This window comes from Nonomuraea thailandensis, assembly GCF_024172165.1.
In the GTDB taxonomy this organism is placed as follows: Bacteria; Actinomycetota; Actinomycetes; order Streptosporangiales; family Streptosporangiaceae; genus Nonomuraea; species Nonomuraea thailandensis.
Genome location: NZ_JAMZEB010000002.1, coordinates 8,256,598 through 8,282,316, shown reverse-complemented (window position 1 = coordinate 8,282,316; position 25,719 = coordinate 8,256,598). Strand labels below are relative to the sequence as shown.

Annotated in this window: 20 protein-coding genes; 15 read left to right on the top strand and 5 right to left on the bottom strand. The window is 72.4% G+C overall.

Translation table 11 applies throughout. The annotated features are described in order from the left end of the window. Nucleotides 1–108 precede the first annotated feature (108 nt). Together lysA and HD597_RS41795 are read left to right on the top strand one after the other, a co-directional pair. The gene (gene lysA, locus HD597_RS41800) at nt 109–1,491 is read left to right on the top strand and encodes a diaminopimelate decarboxylase (protein WP_253750489.1); all 1,383 of its coding nucleotides are present in this window, start codon (nt 109–111) and stop codon (nt 1,489–1,491) included. After that, nucleotides 1,488–2,777 carry a homoserine dehydrogenase gene (locus HD597_RS41795; RefSeq protein WP_308210792.1) on the top strand — a complete coding sequence of 430 codons (1,290 nt, stop codon included), beginning with the start codon at nt 1,488–1,490 and terminating at the stop codon, nt 2,775–2,777. Before lysA ends, HD597_RS41795 begins: the two co-directional genes overlap by 4 nt. 2 nt (nt 2,778–2,779) lie before the next feature. On the opposite strand, the gene HD597_RS41790 is transcribed toward HD597_RS41795, so the two are convergent. From HD597_RS41790 to HD597_RS41775, 4 genes are read right to left on the bottom strand one after another with little or no spacing between them, the layout of a single operon-like run. Continuing rightward, nucleotides 2,780–4,450, bottom strand: coding sequence for a glycosyltransferase family 2 protein (locus HD597_RS41790; protein ID WP_253750487.1), 1,671 nt, complete (start codon nt 4,448–4,450; stop codon nt 2,780–2,782). Then, the gene (locus HD597_RS41785; RefSeq protein WP_253750484.1) at nt 4,447–6,378 is read right to left on the bottom strand and encodes a glycosyltransferase; all 1,932 of its coding nucleotides are present in this window, start codon (nt 6,376–6,378) and stop codon (nt 4,447–4,449) included. The genes HD597_RS41790 and HD597_RS41785 overlap by 4 nt, the downstream gene beginning before the upstream one ends. Next, nucleotides 6,375–7,868: a glycosyltransferase family 2 protein gene (locus tag HD597_RS41780; protein WP_253750481.1), complete on the bottom strand. Its 1,494-nt coding sequence runs from the start codon at nt 7,866–7,868 to the stop codon at nt 6,375–6,377. The genes HD597_RS41785 and HD597_RS41780 overlap by 4 nt, the downstream gene beginning before the upstream one ends. Then, nucleotides 7,865–8,326, bottom strand: coding sequence for a hypothetical protein (locus HD597_RS41775; RefSeq protein ID WP_253750478.1), 462 nt, complete (start codon nt 8,324–8,326; stop codon nt 7,865–7,867). The genes HD597_RS41780 and HD597_RS41775 overlap by 4 nt, the downstream gene beginning before the upstream one ends. 239 nt (nt 8,327–8,565) lie before the next feature. Between HD597_RS41775 and HD597_RS41770 the strand changes: the two genes are divergently transcribed. Then, on the top strand, nt 8,566–9,663 hold the full coding sequence (locus HD597_RS41770) for a glycosyltransferase family 2 protein (protein WP_253750476.1): 1,098 nt from the start codon (nt 8,566–8,568) through the stop codon (nt 9,661–9,663). After that, nucleotides 9,660–11,288, top strand: coding sequence for a glycosyltransferase family 2 protein (locus HD597_RS41765; protein WP_253750473.1), 1,629 nt, complete (start codon nt 9,660–9,662; stop codon nt 11,286–11,288). The genes HD597_RS41770 and HD597_RS41765 overlap by 4 nt, the downstream gene beginning before the upstream one ends. 209 nt (nt 11,289–11,497) lie before the next feature. Here the strand turns inward: HD597_RS41765 and HD597_RS41760 are convergent, their stop codons facing one another. After that, nucleotides 11,498–12,904 (bottom strand): glycosyltransferase family 2 protein, encoded by a 1,407-nt coding sequence (locus HD597_RS41760; RefSeq protein ID WP_253750468.1) that lies wholly within the window; start codon nt 12,902–12,904, stop codon nt 11,498–11,500. 240 nt (nt 12,905–13,144) lie between these two features. On the opposite strand from HD597_RS41760, the gene thrC reads away from it, so the two are divergent. The 11 genes from thrC (at nt 13,145) to HD597_RS41705 (ending at nt 25,600) form a co-directional block, all read left to right on the top strand. Further along, on the top strand, nt 13,145–14,203 hold the full coding sequence (gene thrC, locus HD597_RS41755) for a threonine synthase (protein ID WP_253750465.1): 1,059 nt from the start codon (nt 13,145–13,147) through the stop codon (nt 14,201–14,203). 27 nt (nt 14,204–14,230) lie between these two features. Then, nucleotides 14,231–15,148, top strand: a complete 918-nt coding sequence (gene thrB, locus HD597_RS41750; RefSeq protein ID WP_253750462.1) for a homoserine kinase — start codon at nt 14,231–14,233, stop codon at nt 15,146–15,148. Nucleotides 15,149–15,604: 456 nt separating this feature from the next. Then, nucleotides 15,605–17,668, top strand: a complete 2,064-nt coding sequence (gene rho / locus HD597_RS41745; protein ID WP_253750459.1) for a transcription termination factor Rho — start codon at nt 15,605–15,607, stop codon at nt 17,666–17,668. A 146-nt stretch (nt 17,669–17,814) separates the two neighbouring features. Beyond that, on the top strand, nt 17,815–19,077 hold the full coding sequence (locus HD597_RS41740; RefSeq protein ID WP_253750456.1) for a sensor histidine kinase: 1,263 nt from the start codon (nt 17,815–17,817) through the stop codon (nt 19,075–19,077). Nucleotides 19,078–19,136: 59 nt separating this feature from the next. Then, nucleotides 19,137–19,772: a response regulator gene (locus HD597_RS41735; RefSeq protein WP_253750453.1), complete on the top strand. Its 636-nt coding sequence runs from the start codon at nt 19,137–19,139 to the stop codon at nt 19,770–19,772. A 126-nt stretch (nt 19,773–19,898) separates the two neighbouring features. Next, the gene (rpmE, locus tag HD597_RS41730) at nt 19,899–20,117 is read left to right on the top strand and encodes a 50S ribosomal protein L31 (RefSeq protein WP_043616312.1); all 219 of its coding nucleotides are present in this window, start codon (nt 19,899–19,901) and stop codon (nt 20,115–20,117) included. Between the two features lie 89 nt (nt 20,118–20,206). Beyond that, nucleotides 20,207–21,259 (top strand): peptide chain release factor 1, encoded by a 1,053-nt coding sequence (gene prfA, locus HD597_RS41725; RefSeq protein WP_253750448.1) that lies wholly within the window; start codon nt 20,207–20,209, stop codon nt 21,257–21,259. Further along, nucleotides 21,256–22,110, top strand: coding sequence for a peptide chain release factor N(5)-glutamine methyltransferase (gene prmC / locus HD597_RS41720; RefSeq protein WP_253750445.1), 855 nt, complete (start codon nt 21,256–21,258; stop codon nt 22,108–22,110). The genes prfA and prmC overlap by 4 nt, the downstream gene beginning before the upstream one ends. A gap of 10 nt (nt 22,111–22,120) precedes the next feature. Beyond that, a complete protein-coding gene (locus HD597_RS41715; protein ID WP_253750442.1) occupies nt 22,121–22,768 on the top strand; it encodes an L-threonylcarbamoyladenylate synthase in 648 nt (215 codons plus the stop codon). A gap of 88 nt (nt 22,769–22,856) precedes the next feature. After that, nucleotides 22,857–25,232: a hypothetical protein gene (locus HD597_RS41710; RefSeq protein ID WP_253750440.1), complete on the top strand. Its 2,376-nt coding sequence runs from the start codon at nt 22,857–22,859 to the stop codon at nt 25,230–25,232. Beyond that, the gene (locus HD597_RS41705; RefSeq protein WP_253750437.1) at nt 25,232–25,600 is read left to right on the top strand and encodes a hypothetical protein; all 369 of its coding nucleotides are present in this window, start codon (nt 25,232–25,234) and stop codon (nt 25,598–25,600) included. The genes HD597_RS41710 and HD597_RS41705 overlap by 1 nt, the downstream gene beginning before the upstream one ends. The last annotated feature ends 119 nt before the right edge of the window (nt 25,601–25,719 follow it).

Here is a 25,719-nt window from a genome sequence, read left to right as displayed (position 1 = left end):
CGGCTAAACGGCGAAAAATCGTAAAAATATCCCTTCTGGGGCTTGATCGCGTCTCGATACGTGGGCACAGGGTCATGGCGTACTTGCGCTTCCGATAGCCTCGATCGGGTGAGTCGATTCGCCCATCCCGCCGGGGACCGGCACGCCGAGATGCTGCCCCAGGAGCGCCCGCCGCTGGCGCCCGCCGACCTCAACCGGATCAACCCCGCGATCTGGCCCCGAACGTCGAGCCGGAACGATGGCGCGCTCACGGTCGGCGGCGTGGACGTCCGCGACCTGGCCCGCGACCACGGCACGCCGCTCTACGTCCTCGACGAGGACGACGTGCGCTCGCGCATGCGCGACTACGCCACCGCGTTCGCCGGCTCCGAGGTCCACTACGCCGGCAAGGCGTTCCTGTGCAAGGAGATGGTGCGCTGGCTGGAGGCCGAGGGCCTCGGGCTCGACGTCGCCAGCGCCGGCGAGCTGGCGGTCGCGCTGAGCGTCGGCTTCCCCGCCGAGCGCATCACCATGCACGGCAACAACAAGTCCGTCGCCGAGCTCACCAGGGCGCTGGAGGCCGGGGTCGGGCACATCGTGGTCGACTCCTTCGACGAGATCGCCAGGCTCGGCTACCTCGCCGAGCAGCACGGCAAGCGGCCCAAGGTGATGATCAGGGTCACCACCGGCGTCGAGGCCCACACCCACGAGTTCATCGCGACGGCGCACGACGACCAGAAGTTCGGCCTGTCGCTGAACACCGGGGCGGCGGCCGAGGCCGTACGCCGGATCCTGGCCCTGCCCCAGCTGGAGCTCGTCGGGCTGCACTCGCACATCGGCTCCCAGATCGTCGACACGGCCGGGTTCGAGGTGGCCGCGCGGCGGCTCACCACGCTGCTCGTGCAGATCAAGGACGAGCACGGCGTCGTGCTGCCCGAGCTCGACCTCGGCGGCGGCTACGGCATCGCCTACGTGGAGGGCGACGAGGCCCCCGACATCAAGGAGCTGGCCGACGGCCTGCGCGAGATCGTCTCCAAGGTCTGCAAGGACGCCGGCCTGCCCGTGCCCCGCCTGACCGTCGAGCCGGGCCGCACCATCGTCGGCCCCGGCGGCATCACGCTCTACGAGGTCGGCACGATCAAGGACGTCGAGGGGCTGCGCACGTACGTGAGCGTCGACGGCGGCATGAGCGACAACGTGCGCACGGCGCTCTACGGCGCCGAGTACACCGCCGCGCTCGCCAGCCGGGCCAGCCAGGCCGAGCCCATGCTCAGCCGCCTGGTCGGCAAGCACTGCGAGAGCGGCGACATCATCGTGCGCGACTTCTACCTGCCCGCCGACCTCGCTCCCGGCGACCTGCTCGCCGTGGCCGCGACCGGCGCCTACTGCCGCTCGCTGGCCAGCAACTACAACTACCTGCCCAGGCCCGCCGTGGTCGCCGTCTCCGGCGGCGTCTCGCGGGTGATCGTGCAGGGCGAGACCGAGGACGATCTGTTGAGGGGGCAGCTGTGAAACCGCTGAAGGTGGCTCTTCTGGGCTGCGGAGTCGTCGGCTCGCAGGTCATCAGGCTCATGCACGAGCAGGCCGACGACCTGGCCGCCCGTGTCGGCGCGCCGCTGGAGCTGGCCGGGGTCGCCGTGCGCCGCCTGGGCCGCAAGCGCGACATCGACGTCGATCCCGAGCTGCTGACCACCGACGCCGAGTCGCTGGTCACCCGCGACGACGTGGACATCGTGATCGAGGTCATCGGCGGCATCGAGCCGGCCCGCTCGCTGATCGTCGCGGCCCTGTCCAGGGGCAAGTCCGTGGTCACCGCCAACAAGGCGCTGCTGGCCGAGGACGGCGCCGCCCTGCACGAGGCCGCCAGGACGGGCAAGGGCGACCTGTACTTCGAGGCCAGCGTGGCCGGCGCCATCCCGCTGCTGCGCCCGCTGCGCGAGTCGCTGGCAGGTGACCACGTCAAGCGGGTGCTCGGCATCGTCAACGGCACCACCAACTACATCCTCGACAAGATGGACTCCACGGGCGCCTCCTTCACCGACGCCCTGGAGGAGGCCCAGACGCTCGGCTACGCCGAGGCCGACCCGACGGCCGACGTCGAGGGCTTCGACGCCGCCGCCAAGGCCGCCATCCTGGCCGGGCTCGCCTTCCACAGCCGCGTGCGCGCCGACGAGGTGCACCGCGAGGGCATCACCGAGATCACCGCCACCGACGTGGCCTCCGCCAAGGCCATGGGGTACGTCATCAAGCTGCTGGCCATCTGCGCCCGCTCCGACGACGGCCGCTCCTTCGGCGTGCGGGTGCACCCGGCCATGATCCCGCGCTCCCACCCGCTGGCGGGGGTGCGCGAGGCGTACAACGCGGTCTTCGTGGAGGCGGAGTCGGCCGGTCAGCTCATGTTCTACGGCAAGGGCGCCGGCGGCGCCCCCACCGCCTCGGCCGTCCTCGGCGACCTGGTGGCCGTCGGCCGCAACCGCCTGGCGGGCACCCGCGGCCCCGAGGAGTCCACGTACGCCGACCTGGCCGTGCACCCGATGGGCGAGACCGTCACCCGCTGCCACGTGGCCCTGGACGTCGCCGACAAGCCGGGCGTGCTGGCGCAGGTCGCGGAGCTGTTCGCCAAGCACGACGTGTCGATCCAGACCGTCCGCCAGGAGGGCCGCGGCGACGACGCCCAGCTCGTCATCGTCACCCACCGCGCCACGGACGCCGCGCTGTCGGCGACGATGGCGGGGCTGCGGGAGCTGGACATCGTACGAGCCGTGGCGAGCGTGATGCGGGTGGAGGGCGACGAGTAGGCTCAGTCGCCCGGGAAGGCCAGGTTGCGGACCCGGCGCACCGCGCGCTTGAGCATCGTCCGGTTCCGCTCCCTGGCCAGCCGCACCGCCTCGCGGCGCCAGGCCTCGGCCTTCTCGCGCCACCGCGCCGCGTCCCGCCCGTTCTTGCCCGCGTCCCTGCGCGCCTGCGCGAGCTCGGCGCGCAGGGCGGCGACGCGCTTGCGGTAGCGGGCGAGCTCCTGCTCGTGCCGGGCCGTGAGGACCGACAGCTCCGACGGCGGCCGCCTGCGCGGCGGGTAGACGGCGGGCCTGCGCTTGAAGCCCCACGTCTCCCCGTCCACCCACTCCAGCCCGAACAGCGCGTCGACGAGGTCGTCCAGGCTCTCGCCCGGCCCGGCCACCAGGGCGGCGCGGGAGAGGGCCGCCGTGCGGTCCAGGCGGGCGGTCGTGACGCCGGCCTCGGTCTCCTCCAGGGCGACGCAGAGCGTGCCCGAGTCGTGCTCCTCCAGGTACGCCACCAGGCGTTCCACGGTGTCCTGCGCCACGACCCACCCCGGCGGGACCGACAGCCGGAACGGCGCCGTGCCGGTGCGGGGCGGGCTGAAGTGCACGCGGGGGTCGTGCTCGAAGGCGGCGTGGACGAGCCGGAGGTCGAGGCCGGGGTCGGCCAGGGGGGAGCGCCGGCCGGGGGTGAGCAGGTCCCAGGGGCCGGTGAGGGTGACCCTGACGTCGGGGAGCGAGCCGGCCAGGAGGGCGTCCACCGTGGCCCGTACGTCCTCGTAGGAGGAGCCTTCCGGCACCGTCACGTCCACGTACGGCACCAGCCACTGCCGCCCCGCGTCCGTCCGCAGGTAACGCCGGTACGGCACCCGGTCGGCGACGTACGGGTCGTTGTACCGCTTCAGCGCACCGTGGTCGCGCATCGCCGTGGGCAGCCCGACGTGCCACGCCCTCGACTCGGGGTCGGGCACGAACACGGCGCCCGCCTGCGTGAGCCGGTACCCCAGCTCCGTGTCCTCGGCCAGCACCAGGGAGGTGTCCATGCCGCCGGCCGCGCGCAGCAACGCCGCCGGGTACGACACCGTGGCCCCCACGTGGATCCTGGTGGCCAGGGAGCTGGGCGCGGCGCGCAGGCCGTCGTGGTCGTGGATGATCTGCTCGGCCCAGTCGTGGCGGTGCGGCGACAGCGGGAAGAGCCGCTCCTCGGCGCCCTCCGCCAGCGCGGCGACGACCTGCTCGGAGTCGGGCAGGGCGCCGGGGCCGGTGAAGTCGATCCAGCCCAGCGCCACCACGTACGGGGCCAGGTGGTGCCAGCGGAGCTGGGCCTCCACGTGCCGGCGGTGCGGCACCATGTCGGCGTCCAGCACGAACACGACCTCGCCCGTCGCCGCGTCGAGCCCCGCCTGCACCGCCCAGGCGCGGCCCCAGCCGCCCGGCGGGCTGGAGAGGAGCTTGGTCCTGGCGGGGGCGATCTCGGGCAGGAACAGCGGCGTGGCGCTGCCGTCGTCCACGACGATGACGTCCAGCAGGTGCTCGGGGTAGCTCTGCGCGGACAGGGCGGCGAGCGTGAGGTTCAGCGTGTCCTGGCGGTCGTGGGCCGGGATGACGACGGTGACCGTGAGCGTGGGCTCCCACTCGCCCAGCGCGGGCGGGCTCAGCACGCCGAAGTCGTTGTGCGGGATGCGCGGGATCACGGGAGCGGGCTCCCGTCGAGAGCCATCAGCGCGTTCGGCCGGAAGCCGCGCCACTGCCGCCTGTTGCGCTGCAGGAACGTCCCGAGCGGCTCCTGCCAGGTGTGGTTGGCCGCGGGGCCCCTGCGCAGGATGTACCCGAGCCCGTGCGTACGGTAGATCTGCCCGCCCGCCGCCTGCAGCGCCTCCTGGAACTGCGTGTCCACCGAGCGCGGCAGCGGCCGGAACCCGCCCACGGCCTGGAACGCCGACCGCTCGACGAGGATCGTCCCGCCCGCCACGAAGCTGGTGATCTGCTCGGTGATCTGGTGGCGGTGCACGGTGACGTCGATGGAGGACAGGTAGACGAACTCCGGCACGGTGCCGACCACCTGCGCCCCCGAGTACGCGTGCGCCAGCAGCAGATCGGCCAGGAAGTCCGGCCCGTACCAGTCGTCGTCGTCCATCTTGAGCAGGAACGACCCGGAGGCCCTGGCGGCGGCGTGGTTCAGCACCTCGCCGAACACGGCCCGCCGGTCGGCCTCGAACACGGTCAGCGGCCCGTCGAACGTGGCGATGGCCGCCGCCACGTCCGGATGCCCCTGCGGCACGCCGTGCAGCGCGAGGACGACCTCCAGCCCGGCGCCGCGCTGGCGGGCGATCTGGCCGAGCGCGAAGGACACCATGTCGGTGCGGCGGGTGGCCAGCAGGACGGACGTGAGCGGGGGAGCGGGCGCGGGCGCGCCGAGCTGCTCCCACCGCGCGGCCACGCCGTGGGTGCGCAGCGCGGCCCGGCGCAGGCGGATGCTGTGCTCCTCCCGCCGCAGGTCGTCCGACAGGTCCGGTTCACGGGTGAGCAGCTCGACGAGCTCGTCGCCGAGCGCGCCCGCCCAGCGCGGCACCGCGTCCGCGACCAGCGGCACCCCGGCGGCGCTCAGCCCGGCCAGCACCCGCACGGCCGTCAGCGGGCCGCTGTGCGCGTGCCGCCAGTCCACCTCGACGCCCCTGATCTGGCGCAGCCTGGCCACGTCGGCGTCGGTGACGCCGCCCGACTCGGCGAACGACGTCACGACCTTCCCGTCCAGCACCACCGACCAGCGCCCGTCGCGCTCGGCCAGCGACGCCATGCCGCGCGACGGGGTGGTGACGAAGCCCTGCGGGTTCACCAGCCGCTCGTCCACGGGCGGGATCATGGACGGCTCGGCGAGCACGTCGGGGTCGGCCAGCGGCGAGTCCGTCATGCCGGGGCGGCCCAGCCGCTCCCAGCTCACGGCCTCCAGCGCGGGCCGTTCGATGGGCGTCTCCCCTCCGGCCCACCCGGTCCGCGCGGGACCGGGGTCGGGATCGGCCCCCATGGCGTCCGCCGTCAGCGTGCGCAGCACCACGTCGCCGCCGGGAGCGCCCACCCGCTCGGGCACGGGCCCGCTCACCTCGGCGGGCGTCGCGTTCGGGTCTCCTGGCCGCCAGTCGGCCGCGCCGACGCCCGCGATGGCCGCCGCGGGCGCCGCGATCACGTCGAGGCGGTGCCCGGCGAACGCCCGCGCCGTGGCCGTCACCGTACGGCCGGCGGGCGTGGCGGCGGAGAAGCGCGCGTCCACCACCCAGACCCGGTTCTTCGGCTGGTACACCCGCAGGTCCGTGAGCGCCCGCCAGCGGTGCGCCGGGGTGGGCGTGGGCACGGGCGCGGGGTGCGCGGGCGGCGTGTCGAGCACGGCGACGACCACCCGCTCGGCCTGCGGCAGCAGCTTGTGCAGGGTGGCGACCCTGCGCAGGTCGGCCGGGGTCCTGGCGAGCACGAGCACCTCCGGGCAGCGCTCCGGCTCCGCGTGCGGCTCCAGCAGGTCGTGGTCCAAGTCCACGGCGCCGTCCCGGCCGCGCAGGGGCTCCGCGTCGTCGATCCCGGCGAAGAAGACCCGCGCCTCGCGCAGCTCCGCCAGCAACCGCTCGATCATCCGGCGCTCCGGAGATGGCGCATGATCGAGTTCAGCGGCCCGCGCGGCTCCTGCTCGTCCGGCGTCTCGGCGAGCCGCTCGACCTCGGCGGACAGCCGTTCCACCCGGGCCTTCAGCTCCTTGATCTCGGCCAGCCGCTGCCCGGCCAGTGCCCGCCACTTGGCGGGCTCCCCGGACAGGGGCTCGGCCTCGTCCGCGGGGACGAGCCCGTACTCGGCGCCGCTGACCCACTCCGACCCGAACATCTCGTCCACCAGGTCGTCGGCCTCGCCGGGGAACAGCGCGGCGCGCGCGAAGGCGGCCGTGCGCTCCAGCCGGGCGGCCACGACCCCGCCGGGGGTCTCCGCGAGCGCCACGCAGACCAGGCCGAGCAGGTCGCGGTCGGCGTGCTTGACGAGCCGGGCGAGCGTGTCGGCACCCAGCACCCAGCCGGCGGGCAGCGTGACCAGGAAGGCGGCGGGCGCCGCCGAGACCGGTGCGCCCTCCGCGAACTCGACCCGCGGCTCGTGCGCGTACAGGTTGTGCAGCAGGCGCAGCTCCAGCATGGGGTCGTCGAGGTTCGAGCGCCGCTCGCCGGTCAGCTTGCTCCAGGGGCCGACGAGGGTGACCGCCGCGTCGGTGAGCGTGCCCGCGAGGGCCGAGTCCACGGTGGCGCGCGTCTCCTCGTACGTCGTGGCGGTCACCGCGACCCGCACGTACGGCACGAGCCAGTGCCGGCGCGGATGCGCGCGCAACCAGCGCAGATCCGGGATCAGGTCGCCCAGGTAGGACCAGTTGTGCCGGTGCACCTCCCGCTCCCGCAGCATCACGGTGGAGGGCCCGACGTGCCACGCCCTGGCCTCGGCGTCGGGGACGAACACCGCGCCCGCCTGGGCCAGCCGGTAGCCGAGCTCGGTGTCCTCGGCCATGTTCAGCCCGGCGTCCACGCCGCCGGCGGCGCGCAGCAGGTCCGCGCGCACGGAGGAGGAGGCGCCGGTGTGCAGCAGGTACGGATTCGCCCCGGCGTCCTTGAGCCTCCTGGTGGACTCCAGGATCTTCCTCGTGTACCCGGTCTGGACGCCCTCCTCGCCCGGCGCGTCCACGAACCGCGTGTCACCGATCACCACCGCGTAGTCGATCAGGTGGTGCCAGCGCATGTGCGCCTCGAGGTGGTCGTCGGCGAGGATCATGTCGGAGTCCAGCCAGTGGATCACGTCGCCGGTGGCCGCGAGCTGCCCGGCCTGCCTGGCCGCGCCGCGTCCCCAGCCGTCAGCGACCCGTACGGCCCGCGCCCCCGGCACCCGCAGCGGCGGCTCGCTGCCGTCGTCCGCGACGATCACCTCGACCAGTTCGGCCGGGTACGTCTGCCGCGCCAGCGCGGGCACCGTGCGCTCCAGCGCCTCCTGGCAGTCGTAGGCCGGGATGACCACCGAGACCTTCAGCGTGGGCCGCCACGTGCCCGGCTCCGGCGGACGCAGCACGCCGTAGTCGTTGTGCCTGATCCGGGTCATACGCGGTCCTTGGCCAGGCCTCTGACCTCCTCGCGCAGCTCCGCCACCTCGCGCGCCCGCGCCATGGCGTTGACCCGGTCCTCGCCGAGCGAGGCCAGGATCGCGCCGAGGTCGTCGGCCCGCCGAGCGGCGGAGTCCTCGACGGCCTGCACCAGCACGTCCAGCCTGGTCTCGATGCTCCTGAGCGCGGCGGTGGTCCTGGCCAGCTCGGTCTCGTGCTTCTTGATGCGCAGGTCGATGCGGTGCGCCTTGCCGTCCAGGCGGCGCACGGTGACGACGAGCAGGGCGAGCGCGGCCAGCGAGATCATGAACGCCACGGCGGCCGCCGCGGCGCCGAGGGTGATCAGGTCGGCGAGCACGAGGAGCGCGAGCACGCCGAGGGCCAGTGCTGCGAGGGGTGCGGCGGTCGCTGCCAGGCGGCGGGGCGAGAGCATCCGCGCATACCTTTCGTCGTTCACGGCTTGCAGGACATCGGAGGCTTCACGGACATCAGGGGAGTATTGACACCTTATTCAACATTCGCAACCACCGCGCCATAAGTTCTCCAAGGTTCCCAGCGAATCATCAGGCTCAGAACCTGTGCTGGCCGCACGGAACGGGCTGTCCTGCCGAATCTGGCATGCACGTCTACTCGTCAGTAAAACGGGCGTAAGGTAGGCGCCGATCACCTCTCAAGCGGTCAAGGAGCACACGACCCATGTCCGTCACCCCCTGCGGCTTCACGCGTACGCCGGAGAAGGGGCTGGCCCGCCTGCACTGGGGCGGCACCGGCTGGGCGGTTGAGGGCGAGCCCCTCGACGTGCCGGCGCCGCGCCCGCTGCGCGGCCTGGAGATCGAGTGGCCGGACGCGCGGGTGCCGCTCGACGGCCTGCTGGACCTGGCCGCGGCAGGGGTGCCGCTGACGGCCGCACACGCGCCGCCGTGGGTGCCGGAGGACCTCGCCGCGCTGCTCACCGACCGCGACTGGCTCGGCCACGCCGCCGACGGCACCGTGCGCTCGCTGGCCGACCTGCGCCGCGAGGAGCACAGCGTACGCCTGCGCCGCCTGGCCCATCCCCTCACCGTCGTTCCGCAGGTCAGCATCGTCATGGCGACCAAGCGGCCCGCCCTGGTCGGCCAGGCGCTGGCCCAGATGGAACGCCAGCGGGACGTGCGCGCGGAGGTGCTGCTGGGGCTGCACGGGGTGCGTCACGAGCAGGTACGCGAGGCGGTCGCGGCCTGCTCGCTGCCCGTGCGGTGGATCGAGGCGGACGTGTCCGTGCCGTTCGGCGAGGTGCTGAACCGGGCCGCGGCGCTCGCGGGCGGCGACCAGCTGGCGAAGTGGGACGACGACGACTGGTACGGCCCGCGGCACCTGGCCGACCTGCTGATGGCGGCGTCCCGCACCGGGGCCGACGTGGTGGGCACCACGGCCGAGTTCTTCTACCTGGAGCCGCTGAAGGCGACGGTCAGGCGGACGACGTTCGCGAGCGGGGCGAGTTATCCGAGCGAGGTCTGGGCCGATCATGTGGCCGGTGGCACGATCATGGTGCCTCGGGCGAAATTCCATGAAATTGGCGGATTTCCGGGATTGCCGCGAGCGGTGGATCTCGAATTCCTGAAGGCGGCGCAAAAGGCGGAAGCCCGCATCTACCGGAGCCACGGGCTCGGTTACGTCCTGCGCCGCGGCCTCAGCGCCGACCACACCTGGCAGCTCCCGCTGGCCCACTTCCTCAAGGTGGCCGCGAACCAGTGGCGCGGCTTCCGCCCCAGCCTGCTCATGGAAACCTCCGGCCTGCCGATGGAACCCGCATGACCTCACGCGGCAGAGTGCGCGGGAACGACTACCGGGTGCTCGCCCCCGACGAGCACTTCACGCCCCGCCTGACGGTCAGCGTCGTCATCCCGGCCTACGGCGGGCAGGACAAGCTCGACCTGGTGCTCGCGGCCCTGGCCAGACAGACGTACCCGGCCGGGCTCACCGAGATCATCGTCGTCGACAACGGCAGCTCGCCGCCCCTGCGCCTGCCCGCCGGCACGTCCGCCCGGCTGGTCGTCTGCGACCGCCCTGGCCGGGCCAGCGCCCGCAACGCCGGCCTGGCGCGGGCCACGGGCGACGTCATCCACTGGCTCGACTCCGACGTGGTCCTCACACCCGGCGCCGTCGAGGCCCACATGCGCTGGCACCACGCCGCCCCGTACCTCGTGGTGACCGGCTACATCCGCTTCACCGGTGCGGAAGTCCCCGCCGAGCTGCCCGGCGACCTCGAAGAGCACTTCGAGCCGGCCGAACCGCACGCCTGGATCGTCGACCTCGTCGAGCGCACCGACGGCCTCACCGACAACCCGCAGCGCCCCTTCAGCCTGCACGTCGGAGGCGCCACGTCCGTCAACGCCCGGCTCATCGAGGCCGCCGGGCCCATGGACGAGGAGCTGATACTCGGCCAGGACACCGAGATGGGCTACCGGCTGGGACAGGCGGGCGCCGTGTTCGTCCCCGAGCCCGCCGCCCGCGCCTACCACCTCGGCCCGACCATGCGCATGCGTGACAAGCAGCCCGTCGACCGGGTCAGCCACGCGTTCGTCGCCGACCGCATCCCGGCCTACCGCTGGCTCAGGGGGCATCCCGGGAGGCAGTGGAAGGTCCCGTACGTCACGGTCGTCGTGGACGGCACGCGCGGCTACGACGCCGTACGCGCGACGGTCGACGCCGTGCTCGCCGGCACCGTCCCGGACGTGTCGGTGCTGCTCGTCGGCCCCTGGGCCACGCTCGACCGCGACCGCCGCGCCCCCCTCCGGGACCCGGACCTGGAGCTGGTGCTGGTCCACGGCCACTACCTGCACGAGGGCCGGGTACGCCTGGCCGAGACGCCCGACGTGGACCTGGCCGTGCCCTTCGTCCTCCGCCTGCCCACCGGTTGGGCCCCCGGCGAGGACACCCTCGGCCGCCTGCTCGACCTGGCCCGCGACGACGCCCTGGGCCTGGTCAACGTGCTCCTCCACGAAACCTCCGCCGACGGCGTCGTGGCGGCCCGCCTGGAGCGCACCTCCGCCTTCGCCAGGGCCCGCATCGTCGCGGCGGCCGATGAGGACCTGGACGACGTGGTGGACGAGGTGTCCGGGGTCTCCTGGGTCGAGGGCGAGACGTACGGCTTCACCACCTCACCAGGGGTTCCGCAGGGACGGCGCGGGGCCTACCGGGCCCGCACGGAGGCCGAGGCGGAGGCCGCCCGGCTCGCCAAGGAGGCCGAACGGCTGCGTGCGCAGGTGGCCAAGTGGCGCGAGGAGGCCGGCCGGTGGCGCAAGTCCACCGTGGAGCTGCGCCGCGAGGTCGGCGCCCTGCGCCGCCAGCTCGCCGCCGCCAGCCGGGCCCAGCAGGGGTTGCGCACCCTGGTCTCCACCACCATGAAACGCGCCCTGCGCAAACGCCTCCGCGGCTGACCCGCCCCCACCCGGCGAGCGCCCCCAGGGGCCCTGCACGTGAGAGCGTCTACGGCGCACAGGCGCGCCCCGCGTACGAACGCGCCCGCCGCGCAAGCCCGCTCACGCGAAACGACCACATCGCACCACGAGCCCCGCGCAGGCGAGCACACCCCCCGCACGCACAATCGCCCGCCCCACAAGCCCCCTCCCTCCAGGAGAGGGAGCTCTCAGTCGGGACGCAGCGCCGACTTCAGCCGGCGGAACAATGAGTTCTCCGGCGTCTCCACGGACACCGCGACAGGCGGAGCAGCGGCAGGCGGAGCCGGGATGGTGACCGGTTCGGGCTGACCGGGAGCGGGCCAGAAACGATCGGGCGGCTCGTGCCGCACACCGTGCGTAGCGGAGATGACCTCGTCCACGTCATCCCCAGGCGAGGTGAGCAGGCAGGCCCGCCCCAGGGCCGACGTACGTTCGAGCCGCGCCGTCCGCCCATCCGGCAGATCGACCACCAGCACCCCGGCCAGATCCTTCTGGACCGACTCGATCATGCGCTCCAGCGTCGCCCGATGCAGCGGCACGTCCACCGGCCCCCGGTAGCGGAACGGCGTGGGCGCCGGCGTCGGGGCGGCCTCGTCGATGAGGCGGATGCGTTCGTCACCGGTGAACAGGTCACGCATGAGCCGCAGCTCGAAGCACGGGTCCGACAGGCCGAACCGCTCCCCGGACGAGAGCCGCGACCACGGCCCCACCAGCGTCACCACGATGTCCTGCAGCTTGCCGTCCAGGGCCGCCGCCACCGCCCGCCGCACCACCGACTCGCTGGTGTCGGTGACGTCGAGCACGACCTCCACGTACGGCACCAGCCACCGCCGCCCCCGGTCCTTGCGCAGGTCCCTGCGCAGCGGGATCCGGTGCGCCAGGTACGGCTCCACGGCCCGCACGGCCCGCTCCCGGTCGCGGTGCTGCGAGGGCAGCCCCAGGTGCACGGCCTGCGCGTCCAGGTCGGGCACGAAGACGACCCCGTACATGGCCAGCCGGTAGGAGAACTCGGTGTCCTCGCCCCGGATCACGGTCGGGTCGAGCCCGCCCACGGCGTGGAAGACCTCCCGGGGAAGGGCGAAGGTCGGGCCCGTGCACACGTGGTACGGGTTGCGGCTCCTGCGCAGCCCGTCGGTCTTGGCGATGGTCGCCTCGGTCGAGCTGGGCACGGCGGTGTCGAGGTCGAACAGCTCTTCCAGGCGGCCCGCCCGGAAGACCTGGCCGGGAGTGACGTGCGGCGGCTCGACGAACTTCTTCATCCCGATCGTGACCAGGTAGTCGGTCACGTGGTGCCATCGGGCCAGGGCCTCGATGTGCTCGCGGCAGGCCACCATGTCGGAGTCGAGCCGCTGGATGATCTCGCCGTCGGCGGCCTTCGCGCCGGTGTTGACGGCGTTGGAGATGCCCCAGCCGTCCTCGACCCGCACGAGGCGGGTGTTGACGGGGCGGATCTCCGGCAGCCGGATCGGTGGCCGGCTGCCGTCGTCGACGACCAGGACCTCCATGAGGTGCGCCGGATACGTCTGCGCGGCCAGCGCCGCCAGCGTCAGGTCGAGCTTGTCCTGCCCGCCGTGCGCGGGTACCACCACGCTCACGGAAAGGGCGGGTGACCAGGCGCCGAGCTGCGGTGCCGCCACTGGTGAAAAGTCGTTCTGCCTCAGAGCAGGACGCGCGTTCATGGTCGTGACCCCCTGCCGAGACCTTATCCGGAGATGCTGAGTATTTCCTGAATAGTGCTCCTGTCTAATCATCAAGTCCGACTCGTGGACACGGCTCCGCGCCACGTGGCCGCACCCCGTACACTCGGTGGCCAACACCGCAGGTAGGGAGTCATCATGAGCAGGTCGTGGCGTGGCCTCATCGAGGAGTACCGCGAGCGTCTTCCGGTCACCGCGAAGACGCCGGTCATCACGCTGCTCGAAGGCGGTACACCGCTGGTGCCCGCGCACCGCGTCTCGGCCCTCACGGGGTGTGACGTCTACCTGAAGGTCGAGGGGGCCAACCCGACGGGCAGCTTCAAGGACCGCGGGATGACGATGGCCATCAGCAAGGCCGTCGAGGAGGGGGCCAAGGCGGTCATCTGCGCCTCCACCGGCAACACCTCGGCGTCCGCCGCCGCCTACGCCGTGCGGGCGGGGCTGACCTGCGCCGTGCTGGTGCCGCGAGGGAAGATCGCCATGGGCAAGCTGGCCCAGGCGCTCGTCCACGGGGCCACGCTGCTGCAGGTCGAGGGGTCGTTCGACGACTGCCTGGAGATGACCCGCAAGCTGTCGTCCAGCTACCCGATCGCGCTGGTCAACTCCGTCAACCCGTTCAGGCTGCAGGGGCAGAAGACGGCGGCGTTCGAGATCGTCGACGCGCTCGGCGACGCGCCTGACATCCACTGCATCCCCGTGGGCAACGCCGGCAACATCTCGGCGTACTGGATGGGTTACCAGGAGTACGCGGCCGACGGCGTGTCGACCAAGCGTCCGCGCATGTTCGGCTTCCAGGCCAGCGGGGCGGCGCCGATCGTCGACGGCGCGCCGGTCGCGCACCCGCACACGATCGCCACCGCGATCCGCATCGGCAACCCCGCCTCCTGGTCGCTGGCCACCTCGGCCCGCGACGAGTCGGGCGGGCTCATCCAGGCGGTGACCGACCGGCAGATCGCGGCCGCGTACAAGCTGCTCGCGCAGGAAGAGGGCGTGTTCGTGGAGCTGGCGTCGGCCGCCAGCGTCGCCGGCTTGCTGCAGGCGCACGCGCAGGGCATGGTTGAGGCGGGACAGCGGATCGTGTGCACGGTCACGGGCAACGGGCTGAAGGACCCTGACTGGGCCATTTCGGGGGCTCCGGCGCCGGTGGTCATCCCCATCGACGTCCACGCCGCCGCGGCGGCGCTCAACCTCGCCTGACGGGGAGTGACGAGGAAAAGTGAACGAATGAGGACCGTTGACATTCGCGTGCCCGCGACGTCGGCGAACCTGGGGCCGGGTTTCGACGCGCTCGGGCTCGCGCTGAGCCTCCACGACGACGTACGCGCCACGCTCACCGCTGAGCGCGGCGTCCACGTCACCGTGGAGGGTGAGGGCGCGGGGGAGGTGGATTCCGGCGAGGGGCACCTGGTCGTCCAGGCCATGCGGATGACGTTCGACCGCATGGGCGTGCCCCAGCCGGAGGGCATACACCTGCACTGCCGCAACCGGATCCCGCACGCACGGGGGCTGGGATCGTCGTCGGCGGCCGTGTGCGCGGGCATTCTCGCCGCGCGCGCTTTGGCTGATAGCGAACGCGCCGGCAAGTTCTCCGACGACGACGTGTACGCGCTGGCCACCGAGATGGAAGGGCATCCCGACAACGTCGCCCCCTGCCTGGCCGGTGGGCTGACCATCTCGTGGTCCGACCACGGCGGGCTGCCGCGTATGGTGAAACTGGCTCTCGACCAGCGCATCCGTCCGGTCGCCGTCGTTCCGTCGACGCGGCTGTCCACGGAGGCCGCGCGAGGGCTGCTGCCGAAGGACGTGCCCCACAAGGACGCCTCCTTCAACGCCGGCAGGGCCGCGTTGCTGATCGCCGCGCTGACCCGCGAGCCCGAGCGAGAGCTGCTGCTCGCCGCCACGGAAGACCGCCTCCACCAGCATTACCGCGCGCCTGCGATGAGGGCGAGCGCGGATCTGGTAGAACGTCTCCGTGCAGTGGGCGTGCCCGCGGTCGTTTCGGGAGCGGGTCCCACGGTTCTTGCGTTTTCGACATCGGATACGCAGGATTTGATCGCGCCAGAAGTGGGTAATGACTGGCACATCCAGCTAATGGACGTCGACCCGGTTGGTGCGAACGTTCAGTTCCCCGAGACACGCTGATGCCTCTTTAGACCTTCAGGGAATAGCCGTGTGCGCTGGTGATGTTAGGCTGATAGCCGCACCAGATGCCCCCTTGGTGGGTGCGTGCTTGTCAGCCACACATCGCTGCATCATGCTTCACGTCGCGAGGCGGAAGCAGCGCGGCTGTCTCCCCGGAATCCGTTGCCTCCGGTTGGCCCACACCCGGTTGGCTCGACGTGAGGTGGCGACGACGGGGATCTGCGCGTCGAATCACATCGACATCTGGTTGGCGACAGCAATCTGGGGGGTGTCAGCCACGCGCCAAGGGCCATCGGCGGCGTGGAAGAACCCCTCCCCAAGAGTGGCGGCCGTCTCCATCGACAGCCGAAGATCGCAAAGTGCACCCCGACCCGGTCTGTCCCGCCGGATCGCAAGCACCTCCGGGACGCTCGGAAGAACAAATCCGGCGCCCGACCCCTGGGAAGGACCTTTTAGTTGAGCGACACCACCGAACTCCTCTCCGACGCATCAGGCGCTGAGCCCGCGTCCGGCGACACCCCCACCCGCGCCGCGGCCAAGCCGCGTGCGCGTCGCTCCGGCACCGGCCTGTCCGCCAAGGTGCTGCCCGAGCTGCAGAAGATGGCAGCGGAGCTGGGCATCAGCGGGACCGGGCGCATGCGGAAGAGCCAGCTCATCGCGGCCATCCAGGAGAAGCAGGGTGGCGGTTCCGGAGACGGCGCACCGACGGCCGCGGCTGTGGCCGAGCCCCCCGCCCCGGCGGCGGAGGCGGCGCCCGCGGCAGAGCGGCCCACCCGTACGCGCAGGGAACGTTCCCGCACCAAGACCGCCGACAAGCCCGCTGAGGACACCGCTCCGCAGCCCGTCGCCGCGCAGGCCGCCGAGGTGGCTGCCGCGCCCGTGACCGCGCCGGAGCCGGTCGCCGCCGCCCCGGTGGAGACCGTCGTGGAGCAGCAGGCCCAGCCGGCCGAGACGCAGCATGGCGAGTCGCGCTCCGAGCGCGGCGAGAGCCGGCGCGAGCGCCGCAGCCGTGGCGAGCGCCGCGAGCGTGGCGACCGCGGCAGCGACCGCGGTGAGGGCGGCCGCGCAGAGAGCAGCCGTGACGGAGCGCGCGACGGCGCCCGCGACGGCCGTGACGGCGGTCGTGACAGTCGCGACGGCCGTGACGGCGGTCGCGACGGCGGTCGTGACGGTGGCCGTGACGCCGGCCGTGGCGAGCAGCGCGACCGCGTCGCCGCCGACACCGGCAGCCGTGGCGACCAGCGCGGCGACCAGCGCGGCGACCAGCGCGGCGGCGGGGACGACGACGACCGCGGGCGCGGCCGCAGGGGCCGTTTCCGCGAGCGCAACCGCGGCCGTGGCCGTGAGCGCTTCGAGACGGGCGAGCCCGTCATCGGCGACGACGACGTGCTCATCCCGATCGCCGGCATCCTCGACATCCTCGACAACTACGCGTTCGTCAGGACCAGCGGCTACCTGCCGGGCAGCAACGACGTCTACGTCTCGCTGGCCCAGATCCGCCGCAACGGCCTGCGCAAGGGCGACGTCATCACCGGCGCCGTCAGGCAGCCGCGCGACGGCGAGCGCCGCGAGAAGTTCAACGCCCTGGTCCGCCTCGACACCGTCAACGGCATGGACCCGGAGCAGGCCCGCAACCGGCCCGACTTCAACAAGCTGACGCCGCTCTACCCGCAGGAGCGCCTGCGCCTGGAGACCGAGCCGAACATCCTCACCACGAGGATCATCGACCTCGTCTCGCCGATCGGCAAGGGCCAGCGCGGCCTCATCGTCTCCCCGCCCAAGGCCGGTAAGACGATGGTGCTGCAGGCCATCGCCAACGCGCTCACCCGCAACAACCCCGAGTGCCACCTCATGGTCGTGCTCGTGGACGAGCGGCCGGAAGAGGTCACCGACATGCAGCGGTCGGTCAAGGGCGAGGTCATCCACTCGACCTTCGACCGTCCCGCCGAGGATCACACCACGGTCGCCGAGCTCGCCATCGAGCGCGCCAAGCGCCTGGTGGAGCTGGGCCACGACGTGGTCGTCCTGCTCGACTCGATCACCCGTCTCGGCCGCGCCTACAACCTGGCCGCGCCGGCGTCCGGGCGCATCCTGTCGGGTGGTGTCGACTCCACGGCGCTCTACCCGCCGAAGCGGTTCTTCGGCGCCGCCCGCAACATCGAGAACGGCGGCTCGCTGACGATCCTCGCCACGGCCCTGGTCGAGACCGGGTCCAAGATGGACGAGGTCATCTTCGAGGAGTTCAAGGGCACCGGCAACATGGAGCTCAAGCTCAACCGCTCCCTGGCCGACAAGCGCATCTTCCCCGCGGTGGACGTCGACGCGTCCAGCACCCGTAAGGAAGAGATCCTCATGGCCAAGGAGGAGCTGCAGATCGTCTGGAAGCTGCGGCGCGTCCTGCACGCGCTCGACATGCAGCAGGCGCTGGAGCTGCTCCTGGAGAAGATGAAGGAGACGAAGTCCAACGCGGAGTTCCTCCTGCAGGTCCAGAAGACCACGGTGAGCAACGACCGCGACTAGCGGCCTCGCGTGCGTGAGGGGGGTGGCAGGCTCGCCTGCCGCCCCCCTTTCGCGTCCCCGGGGAAGAGGGGGGTGGGGCTAGCCCCACCCCGCAACGGTTGCTTCCCGTATTCCGGCCTTCGCGCCGCCGGTGCACGCTTGTGGGCATGCGAACGGTGGCGATGAAGAACCGCGTGCCGTTGGGGCCCCTGGGCCCGCTCGGCGTGCTGGTGGATCCGATGACGTGGCGTGCCGCCCCCTACCTGCTGGTCAGCGGGGCGCTCGGGCTGCTGGGCTACTTCGTGCTGGCCTTCACGATCTCCGTCTCGCTCGTCCTGACGGTCGTCTGGGTCGGGGTTCCGCTGGCGATCGCCACCGTGCTGCTGTGGCGTGGCAGGGCCAGGCTGGAGCGGTGGCTGCTGCGGCTGGCGTTCGGGGTCGAGATCGCCGACCCGTACAGGCCGCGTCCCGAGCGGGGGCTGGGCGCGCACGTGCAGTGGCTGCTGAAGGACCCGGCGACCTGGCGCGATCTGGGCTACCTGCTCATGCTGCTGCCGCTGGGGGCGATCGAGGCCGTGGTGTCGTTCGGCATGTGGATGGTGACGGGCGGGCTGCTGCTGGCGCCCATCCTGTATCCGCTGGAGCGGGGGGCGGGCGGCAGCGGCTACTTCGTCGAGGACTGGACGGAGGCCTGGATCGCCGGCTTCTTCGGCGTGCTGCTGTTGGTGCTCAGCGCGTACCTGGCCAGGGGGATGGCCTGGCTGCACGGGACGCTGGCGACGGTGCTGCTCGGCGGCGGCGAGGAGGAGCGGCTACGGGCCAGCAGGGCCCGCGGCATCGACGCGGCGGAGGCCGAGCGGCGCAGGATCGAGCGCGACCTGCACGACGGGGCGCAGCAGCGGCTGCTGTCGGTGGCGGTGGACCTGGGGCGGGCCCAGTCGAAGTTCGACAGCGACCCCGAGACCGTCAGGGAGCTCATCGCGCAGGCCCACGCGGGCACCAAGGCGGCCATCGCCGAGCTGCGCAACCTCGCCAGGGGCATCCATCCGGCCATCCTGAGCGACCGCGGGCTCGACGCGGCCCTGTCGGGGCTGGCGGCGCGGGCGCCGATCAGGGTGGACGTGTCGGTCGAGCTGGACGAGCGGCCGCCGCCCGCGGTGGAGAGCATCGCGTACTTCATCGTGGCCGAGTCGCTGGCCAACATGGCCAAGCACTCCGGCGCCACCGAGGCGTCGGTGACCGTGATCAGGGACCGCCGCGGCGTGGTCGTGGACGTGTGGGACGACGGCATCGGCGGCGCCGCCGTCGTCCCCGGAGGCGGCCTGTCAGGGCTGGCCGACCGCGCGGCCACCATCGACGGCGTGCTGGTCGTGCACAGCCCCATGGGCGGGCCCACGATCGTCCGCGCGGAACTGCCGTGCGAGTGGTAGGCGCGCGGGCGCGCGGCCTGCCGTTGACCGCCGGACGCCGCCGACGGTAAGCCTGGCTCATGCGCGTGGTCATCGCGGAGGACTCGGTACTGCTGCGTGAAGGGCTGGCGCGGCTGCTGGCCGACGGGGGCATCGAGACGGTGGCGGCCGTCTCCGACGGGCCGGCGCTGGTGGCAGCCGTGGCCGAGCACGAGCCCGACCTGGCCGTCGTCGACGTGCGCATGCCGCCCACCCACACCGACGAGGGCCTGCGCGCGGCCCTGCAGGTGCGGGCGGCGCGGCCCGACTTCCCGATCCTGGTGCTGTCGCAGTACGTCGAGGAGCGCTACGCCGGCGACCTCATCGGCAGGGCCGTCGGATACCTGCTCAAGGAGCGGGTGGCCGACGTGGCGGAGTTCCTCGGCGCGGTGCGGCAGGTGGCGGCGGGCGGCACGGTCATCGACCCCGAGGTGGTCGTGCAGCTGCTCAGCCGCCAGCGCCGCGGCGCGCCGCTGGACTCGCTGTCGCCCCGAGAGCGCGAGGTGCTCGCCCTGATGGCCGAGGGCCGCTCCAACACCGCCATCGCCGCCCGGCTGGTCGTCACGGAAGGCGCCGTGGAGAAGCACATCTCCGGTATATTCGCCAAGCTGGCGCTGGGGCCCGCGCCGGAGGACCACCGGCGGGTCCTGGCCGTCCTGACGTATCTCGGGCGCTGATCGAGGGGAATGACCGATGGCCTGGGATGGTTACACGATCTGGCACACTGGTAGCTGACCATTTCGCGGTTCCGGTTCACGCCATGCGTGAAGGCGACCCGGCGGCCGCGCCCCGAAAGGACAGCAATGAAGCGCGACATCCACCCTGACTACCACGTGACGCAGGTCTCCTGCTCCTGTGGTAACACCTTCACCACCCGCAGCACCGCCAAGAACGGCGTCATCCACGCCGACGTGTGCTCGGCCTGCCACCCGTTCTACACGGGCAAGCAGAAGATCCTCGACACCGGCGGCCGGGTGGCCCGCTTCGAGAAGCGCTTCGGCAAGAAGGCCACGGGCAAGTAGCTCCACCCACGCCGGCCCGGACGCACCCCGGTGCGCCGGGTCGGCGTTGTTGGTGAAACGGCCACACTTTTACGAAAAAAGGACCCACGGTGAACCTCGACGAGTTGCTCAAGGAGTATTCCGAGCTGGAGCTGCAGCTCGCCGATCCCGCCGTGCACGCAGACCAGAACAAGGCCCGCACGCTCGGCCGTCGCTACTCGCAGCTCACGCCGATCGTCGGCACCTACCGCGAGCTCGAGTCCACCCGCGACGACCTGACTGCCGCCAAGGAGCTGGCCGGCGAGGACGAGGCGTTCGCGGCCGAGGCCGCCGAGCTGGAGGAGCGCGTCCCCAAGCTGGAGGAGAAGCTCCGGCACCTGCTCATCCCGCGCGATCCCAACGATGACAAGGACATCATCATGGAGATCAAGGCGGGCGAGGGCGGTGAGGAGTCCGCGCTGTTCGCGGGTGACCTGCTGCGCATGTACCTGCGCTACGCCGAGCGGCTCGGCTGGAAGACCGAGATCATCGACAGCCAGCCCTCCGATCTCGGCGGCTACAAGGACGTCACGGTCGGCATCCGGGCCAAGGGCGACGAGGGCGTCTGGTCGCGGCTGAAGTACGAGGGCGGCGTGCACCGCGTGCAGCGGGTGCCCGTCACCGAGTCCCAGGGCCGCATCCACACCAGCGCCGCGGGCGTGCTCATCTACCCGGAGGCGGAGGAGGTCGACGTCCAGATCGACCCCAACGACCTGCGCATCGACGTCTACCGCTCCAGCGGCCCCGGCGGCCAGAGCGTCAACACCACCGACTCCGCGGTGCGCATCACCCACCTGCCCACCGGCGTCGTCGTCTCCTGCCAGAACGAGAAGAGCCAGCTCCAGAACAAGGAGTCGGCGCTGCGCATCCTGCGCGCCCGGCTGCTGGCCATCGCGCAGGAGGAGGCCGAGGCCGCGGCCCAGGCCGAGCGCAAGTCGCAGGTCCGCACCGTCGACCGCTCCGAGCGGGTCCGCACCTACAACTTCCCGGAAAACCGGATCTCCGACCACCGCGTCGGCTTCAAGGCGTATAACCTCGACCAGGTTCTCGACGGCGAGCTGACCGCCGTCACCCAGGCCCTCATCGACGCCGAAATGGCGGAGAAGCTCGCACAACACTCATGACATTTCTGCTGGACGAGATCGCGCTCGCCACCGCCCGGCTAGCCGAGGCAGGCGTTCCTTCGCCGCGCACGGACGCGGAGGAGATCGCGGCGTTCGTCCACGGCGTGCGCAGGAGCGAGCTCCACACGGTCAAGGACTCCGAGTTCGACGCGCTGTTCTGGGAGGGCGTCGCCCGGCGCGAGGCCCGCGAGCCGCTGCAGCACATCACCGGTCACGCCTACTTCCGTTACCTTGAGCTGGCCGTGGGGCCCGGCGTGTTCGTGCCGCGCCCCGAGACCGAGGTGATGGCCGGCTGGGCCATCGAGACCCTGCGCGAGATGGACGTCAACGCCCCCCTCGTCGTCGACCTCGGCACCGGCTCGGGCGCGATCGCGCTGTCCATCGCGCAGGAGGTGGCGCTGGCCGAGGTGCACGCCGTGGAGGTCGATCCGGCCGCGTACACCTGGGCCAAGCGCAACATCTCCGAGCACGGCCAGGGCCGCACCCACCTGCACCCCGAAGACCTCGCCGAGGCGCTGCCCGAGCTCAACGGCAAGGTGGACCTGGTCATCTCCAACCCGCCCTACATCCCGCCCGGCGCGATCCCGCGCGACCCCGAGGTGCGCGACTACGACCCCTCCAGGGCCCTGTACGGCTCCGGCGACGACGGGCTCGGCGAGGTGCGCGCGGTGGAGCGCACGGCCCGCCGCCTGCTGCGCCCGGGCGGCTGGGTGGCCGTGGAGCACGCCGACGAGCAGGGCAGGGCCGTCTACCTGACCTTCCCCGAGGACAACGGCTGGCGCGACGTACGCCTGCGCCAGGACCTCACCAGAAGAGACCGCTTCGTCACGGCCCGGCTGGGCCAGGACTAGGATGCACGCCGTGGGACGACGTTTTGACTGCTCCGACCCCGACCAGCGGGCCATCGCGCTGATGGAGGCGGCCGCGGCCGTGCGCCGCGGCGACCTCGTGGTGCTGCCGACCGACACGGTCTACGGCATCGGCGCCGACGCCTTCACCGCGACGGCCGTCAAGTCGCTGCTCGACGCCAAGGGCCGGGGCCGCGACATGCCCCCGCCCGTGCTCGTGGGCACCGTCAGAGCCGCCACAGCGCTCGTGGAGGATCTGGGGGCGTACGGGCAGGACCTGATAGACGCCTTCTGGCCCGGGCCGCTCACGCTCGTCTGCAAGGCCAACAGGGCCCTTTCGTGGGACCTGGGCGACACCAAGGGCACGGTGGCCATCCGCATGCCGCTCCACCCGGTGGCGCTCGACCTGCTCAAGGAGACCGGCCCGATGGCCGTCTCCAGCGCCAACCGCTCGGGCTCGCCCGCCGCGACCACCGCGCAGGAGGCCGAGGAGCAGCTCGGCGACTCCGTCGAGGTCTACCTCGACGGCGGCAGGACCACCGACAACACCCCCTCCACCATCCTCGACCTCACCACGGCCGTGCCCCGGCTGCTGCGGCGCGGGGCCATCCCGGTGGAGAAGCTGCGCGGCATCATCGGGTACGTCGCCACCGACGACTGACGTATACCCGCTGCTTATTCCGGCTGCTATCGCGCTCGGGCCGTGATTACGGTGAGGCCCGGAGCGGCGATACGTCCGGGAGCGGCCCATGGGCAAGTACGACGGCATGGATCCCCGATTGGTCCGTGACCTGCTGACCGAGGTGAAACACGCGGCCACGGAGATGCGCGGGATCGAGGACCGGGTCAGGGCCACCATGCAGCGCGCCGGCGTGCCCACGGAGGCGACCCACCGGCCCGCGCAGGTCGCGGACGCGGTGGGCGAGATGGTCAAGGACGTCAACGGGCGGCTCGCCGCGCTGGAGAAACGGGAGGATCCGCCCGGGGGGCGGGGCGGGTCCACGGACGAGCCCAAGGACGTGCGGGGGGATCGGGACCAGTACGAGAATCCGCGTACAGGGGAATCCGACGGGGAGAAGAAGACCGGCTCCGACAAGACGACGGACGCCGATGGGAAGACGGGTTCGGACGGGAAGACCGGCTCGGACGGGAAGACCGGGTCAGACGGTAGGACCGGATCGGACGGGACCGCCGGCTCCGAGGGGAAGACCGGCGCGGAAGGGAAGACCTGCGACGACGCCGAGGGCGCGGGGACGGGGCGGGACGGCGGGGCCGGCTCCGAGGGGAAGACCGGGGACCAGCCCGTGGAGACGCCCAAGGACGACGATCTGGGCAGCAGGCGCGATCAGGGGACCGAGTCGGATCGCGGCGTGACCGACCCGCCCGCCAAGGACACCGAACCGCCCGCCAAGGACACGGACCCGCCCTCCAAGGGCACCGAGCCGCCCTCCAAGGACACGGATGCCTCCGGCAGGGACACGGACCCGCCTGGACAGGACACGGACACTCCTTCCCGCGACACGGACACGCCCGCTCGGGACACGGACAGTCCCGCCGCGGACGGACAGGACGGGCAGGACGCCACCAAGCCGAGGGTCGTGGTGGTCGATGGCGTCAAGGTCCTCCAGGTGCCGCTCGACGCGCCCCAGGCGGCGGTGATCGAGGACATGCTCGAGAACCCGGACAAGGTGCAACCGGCCGAGATGCCGAAACTTCCCGCCGACGGAACGGGCCAGGCGAACGCCACGAACGTCAACGACAACGCCACGAACGTGGACGACTACGCCAACGACGGCAGCGACGTGGTCTCCGCCGAGGCGAACCCGCCGGACCTGGACGCTCTCAAGACCGTCATCGAGGACCACCGGCAGATCGCGCCCCAGGACATGCCAGGAGTGCAGGTTCCGGAGGGCGAGTACGGCAAGGGCGAATGGGCCGAGCGCGACATCCGCCCGGACGGGCCCGCGGGCTCGATCGACGCGGGCAGCCCGAATACGGGCGGGAGCACGCCCGCGACCCCGCCTCCGGTGGACTCGGCCACTACCGGCGGCACGGCGACGGTGAGCGGCTCCACGGCGGATGCCATGCCCGCGGGCGGCACGACCCCGGACGGCGGCTCGGTGACGGGGCCGGACGGCGGTTCGGCTTCGGACGCGTCGGGCACCGGCACCACGCCGGGCGACGAGGCCTGCGACTCGGGCAAGGACACGGACGCCCCGGCACGCGATGACGGCACGGGCGGGGATACGCGCACCCCGCCGCGCGATGACGGCACGGGCGGGGACGCGCGCACCCCGCCGCGCGATGACGGCACGGGCGGGGATACGCGCACCCCGCCACCAGGTGACGGCGCAGGTGGAGGTGCGGACAACCCGCCGCGTGATGGTGGCAGGGACGGGGACGCGTACAGCCCGCCGAGGGGCGATGGCACGGGCGTTCCGCCGACGGATCAGGACCCGGAGCCGGACCAGCCGGCGGGCGACAGGCCCACGGGAGATCAGCCGGCGGGTGACCGTCCCGCGGACGACCAGCCGGAGCAGGGCGGAGGCGGCCCAGGAGAGCCTGTGGCCATCCCCCCGACCAACCCCGCCGAGACACCCACCGGCAACGCCGACACGCCGCCCACAGCCCCGGAGACAGGGCAGCACGGCGACGCCGGGCAGCCTGCGCAGGGCCGGGCGGCGGAGACCGGCTACGGCGCCGACCCGCCATCGCAACCACCGGTCGCCGCCGGCACTGCGGTGGTGGGCGTCGGCGTGGAGTCGGGCGGCGGTGCTGCGGCGGTGGGCGGTGGCGTCGGCGTGGACGCGGGCGGCGGCGCCGGTCCCGCGTACGACATCCTGATCGCCTACGACGTGGACCAAGACCACGACGCGACGCCCGGCCCGGACGGGACCTCATGGGCGGACGACGGCAGCGACGTCGTCACCTCCGACACCACCCTGCCCACCCTGGACGCGCTCAGAACGGTCATCGACCACCACCGCGACATCCAGCCCCAGGACATGCCCTCCGTCCAGATCCCACCAGGCGAGTACGGCAAGGGCGAATGGGCCCCTGAGGACGTCGGCCCGGACGGCCCGCCGGGGGCGATCGACCCGGGCCGGCCGGAGAGGAGCGCGTGATGTACGCCGACCCACCGGCCCCCAGGCCCAAGGGCCGCGACGAGGCCCCGCCCGCGTCCCCGGGCGGCCCCGACGGCCTCCAGCACCCCTGGAGGTTCAACCCCGACTACCAGAAGCTCGTCGAGGCGTGGGACGAGGTCCTGCCCCAGCTGGAGACGCTCCGGACTGCGCTCGACAAGGCGTACTCGCTGGCCAGGAGCCCTCAGACGTGGGACGCCCCGGTGGGCGAGCGCTACGTGGAGGACATCCGTGAGTGGCGCCGCCGGCTCGCGCTCTACCGCCACTCCATCCTGACGTCGATCAGCGACGCGGCCGGGGACATGCCGCGATGGGTGCGGACGACGGACGTGCCGCAGCCCTTCTGGTGACGGGCACGCGGGTGGAACGGTGACGGCGATGGCGGCGGGGACGCGGGTGGAACGGTGACGGCGATGGCGGCGGGGACGCGGTCGGGACGGTGACGGTGCGGGGTGTCTGGGAGAAACGG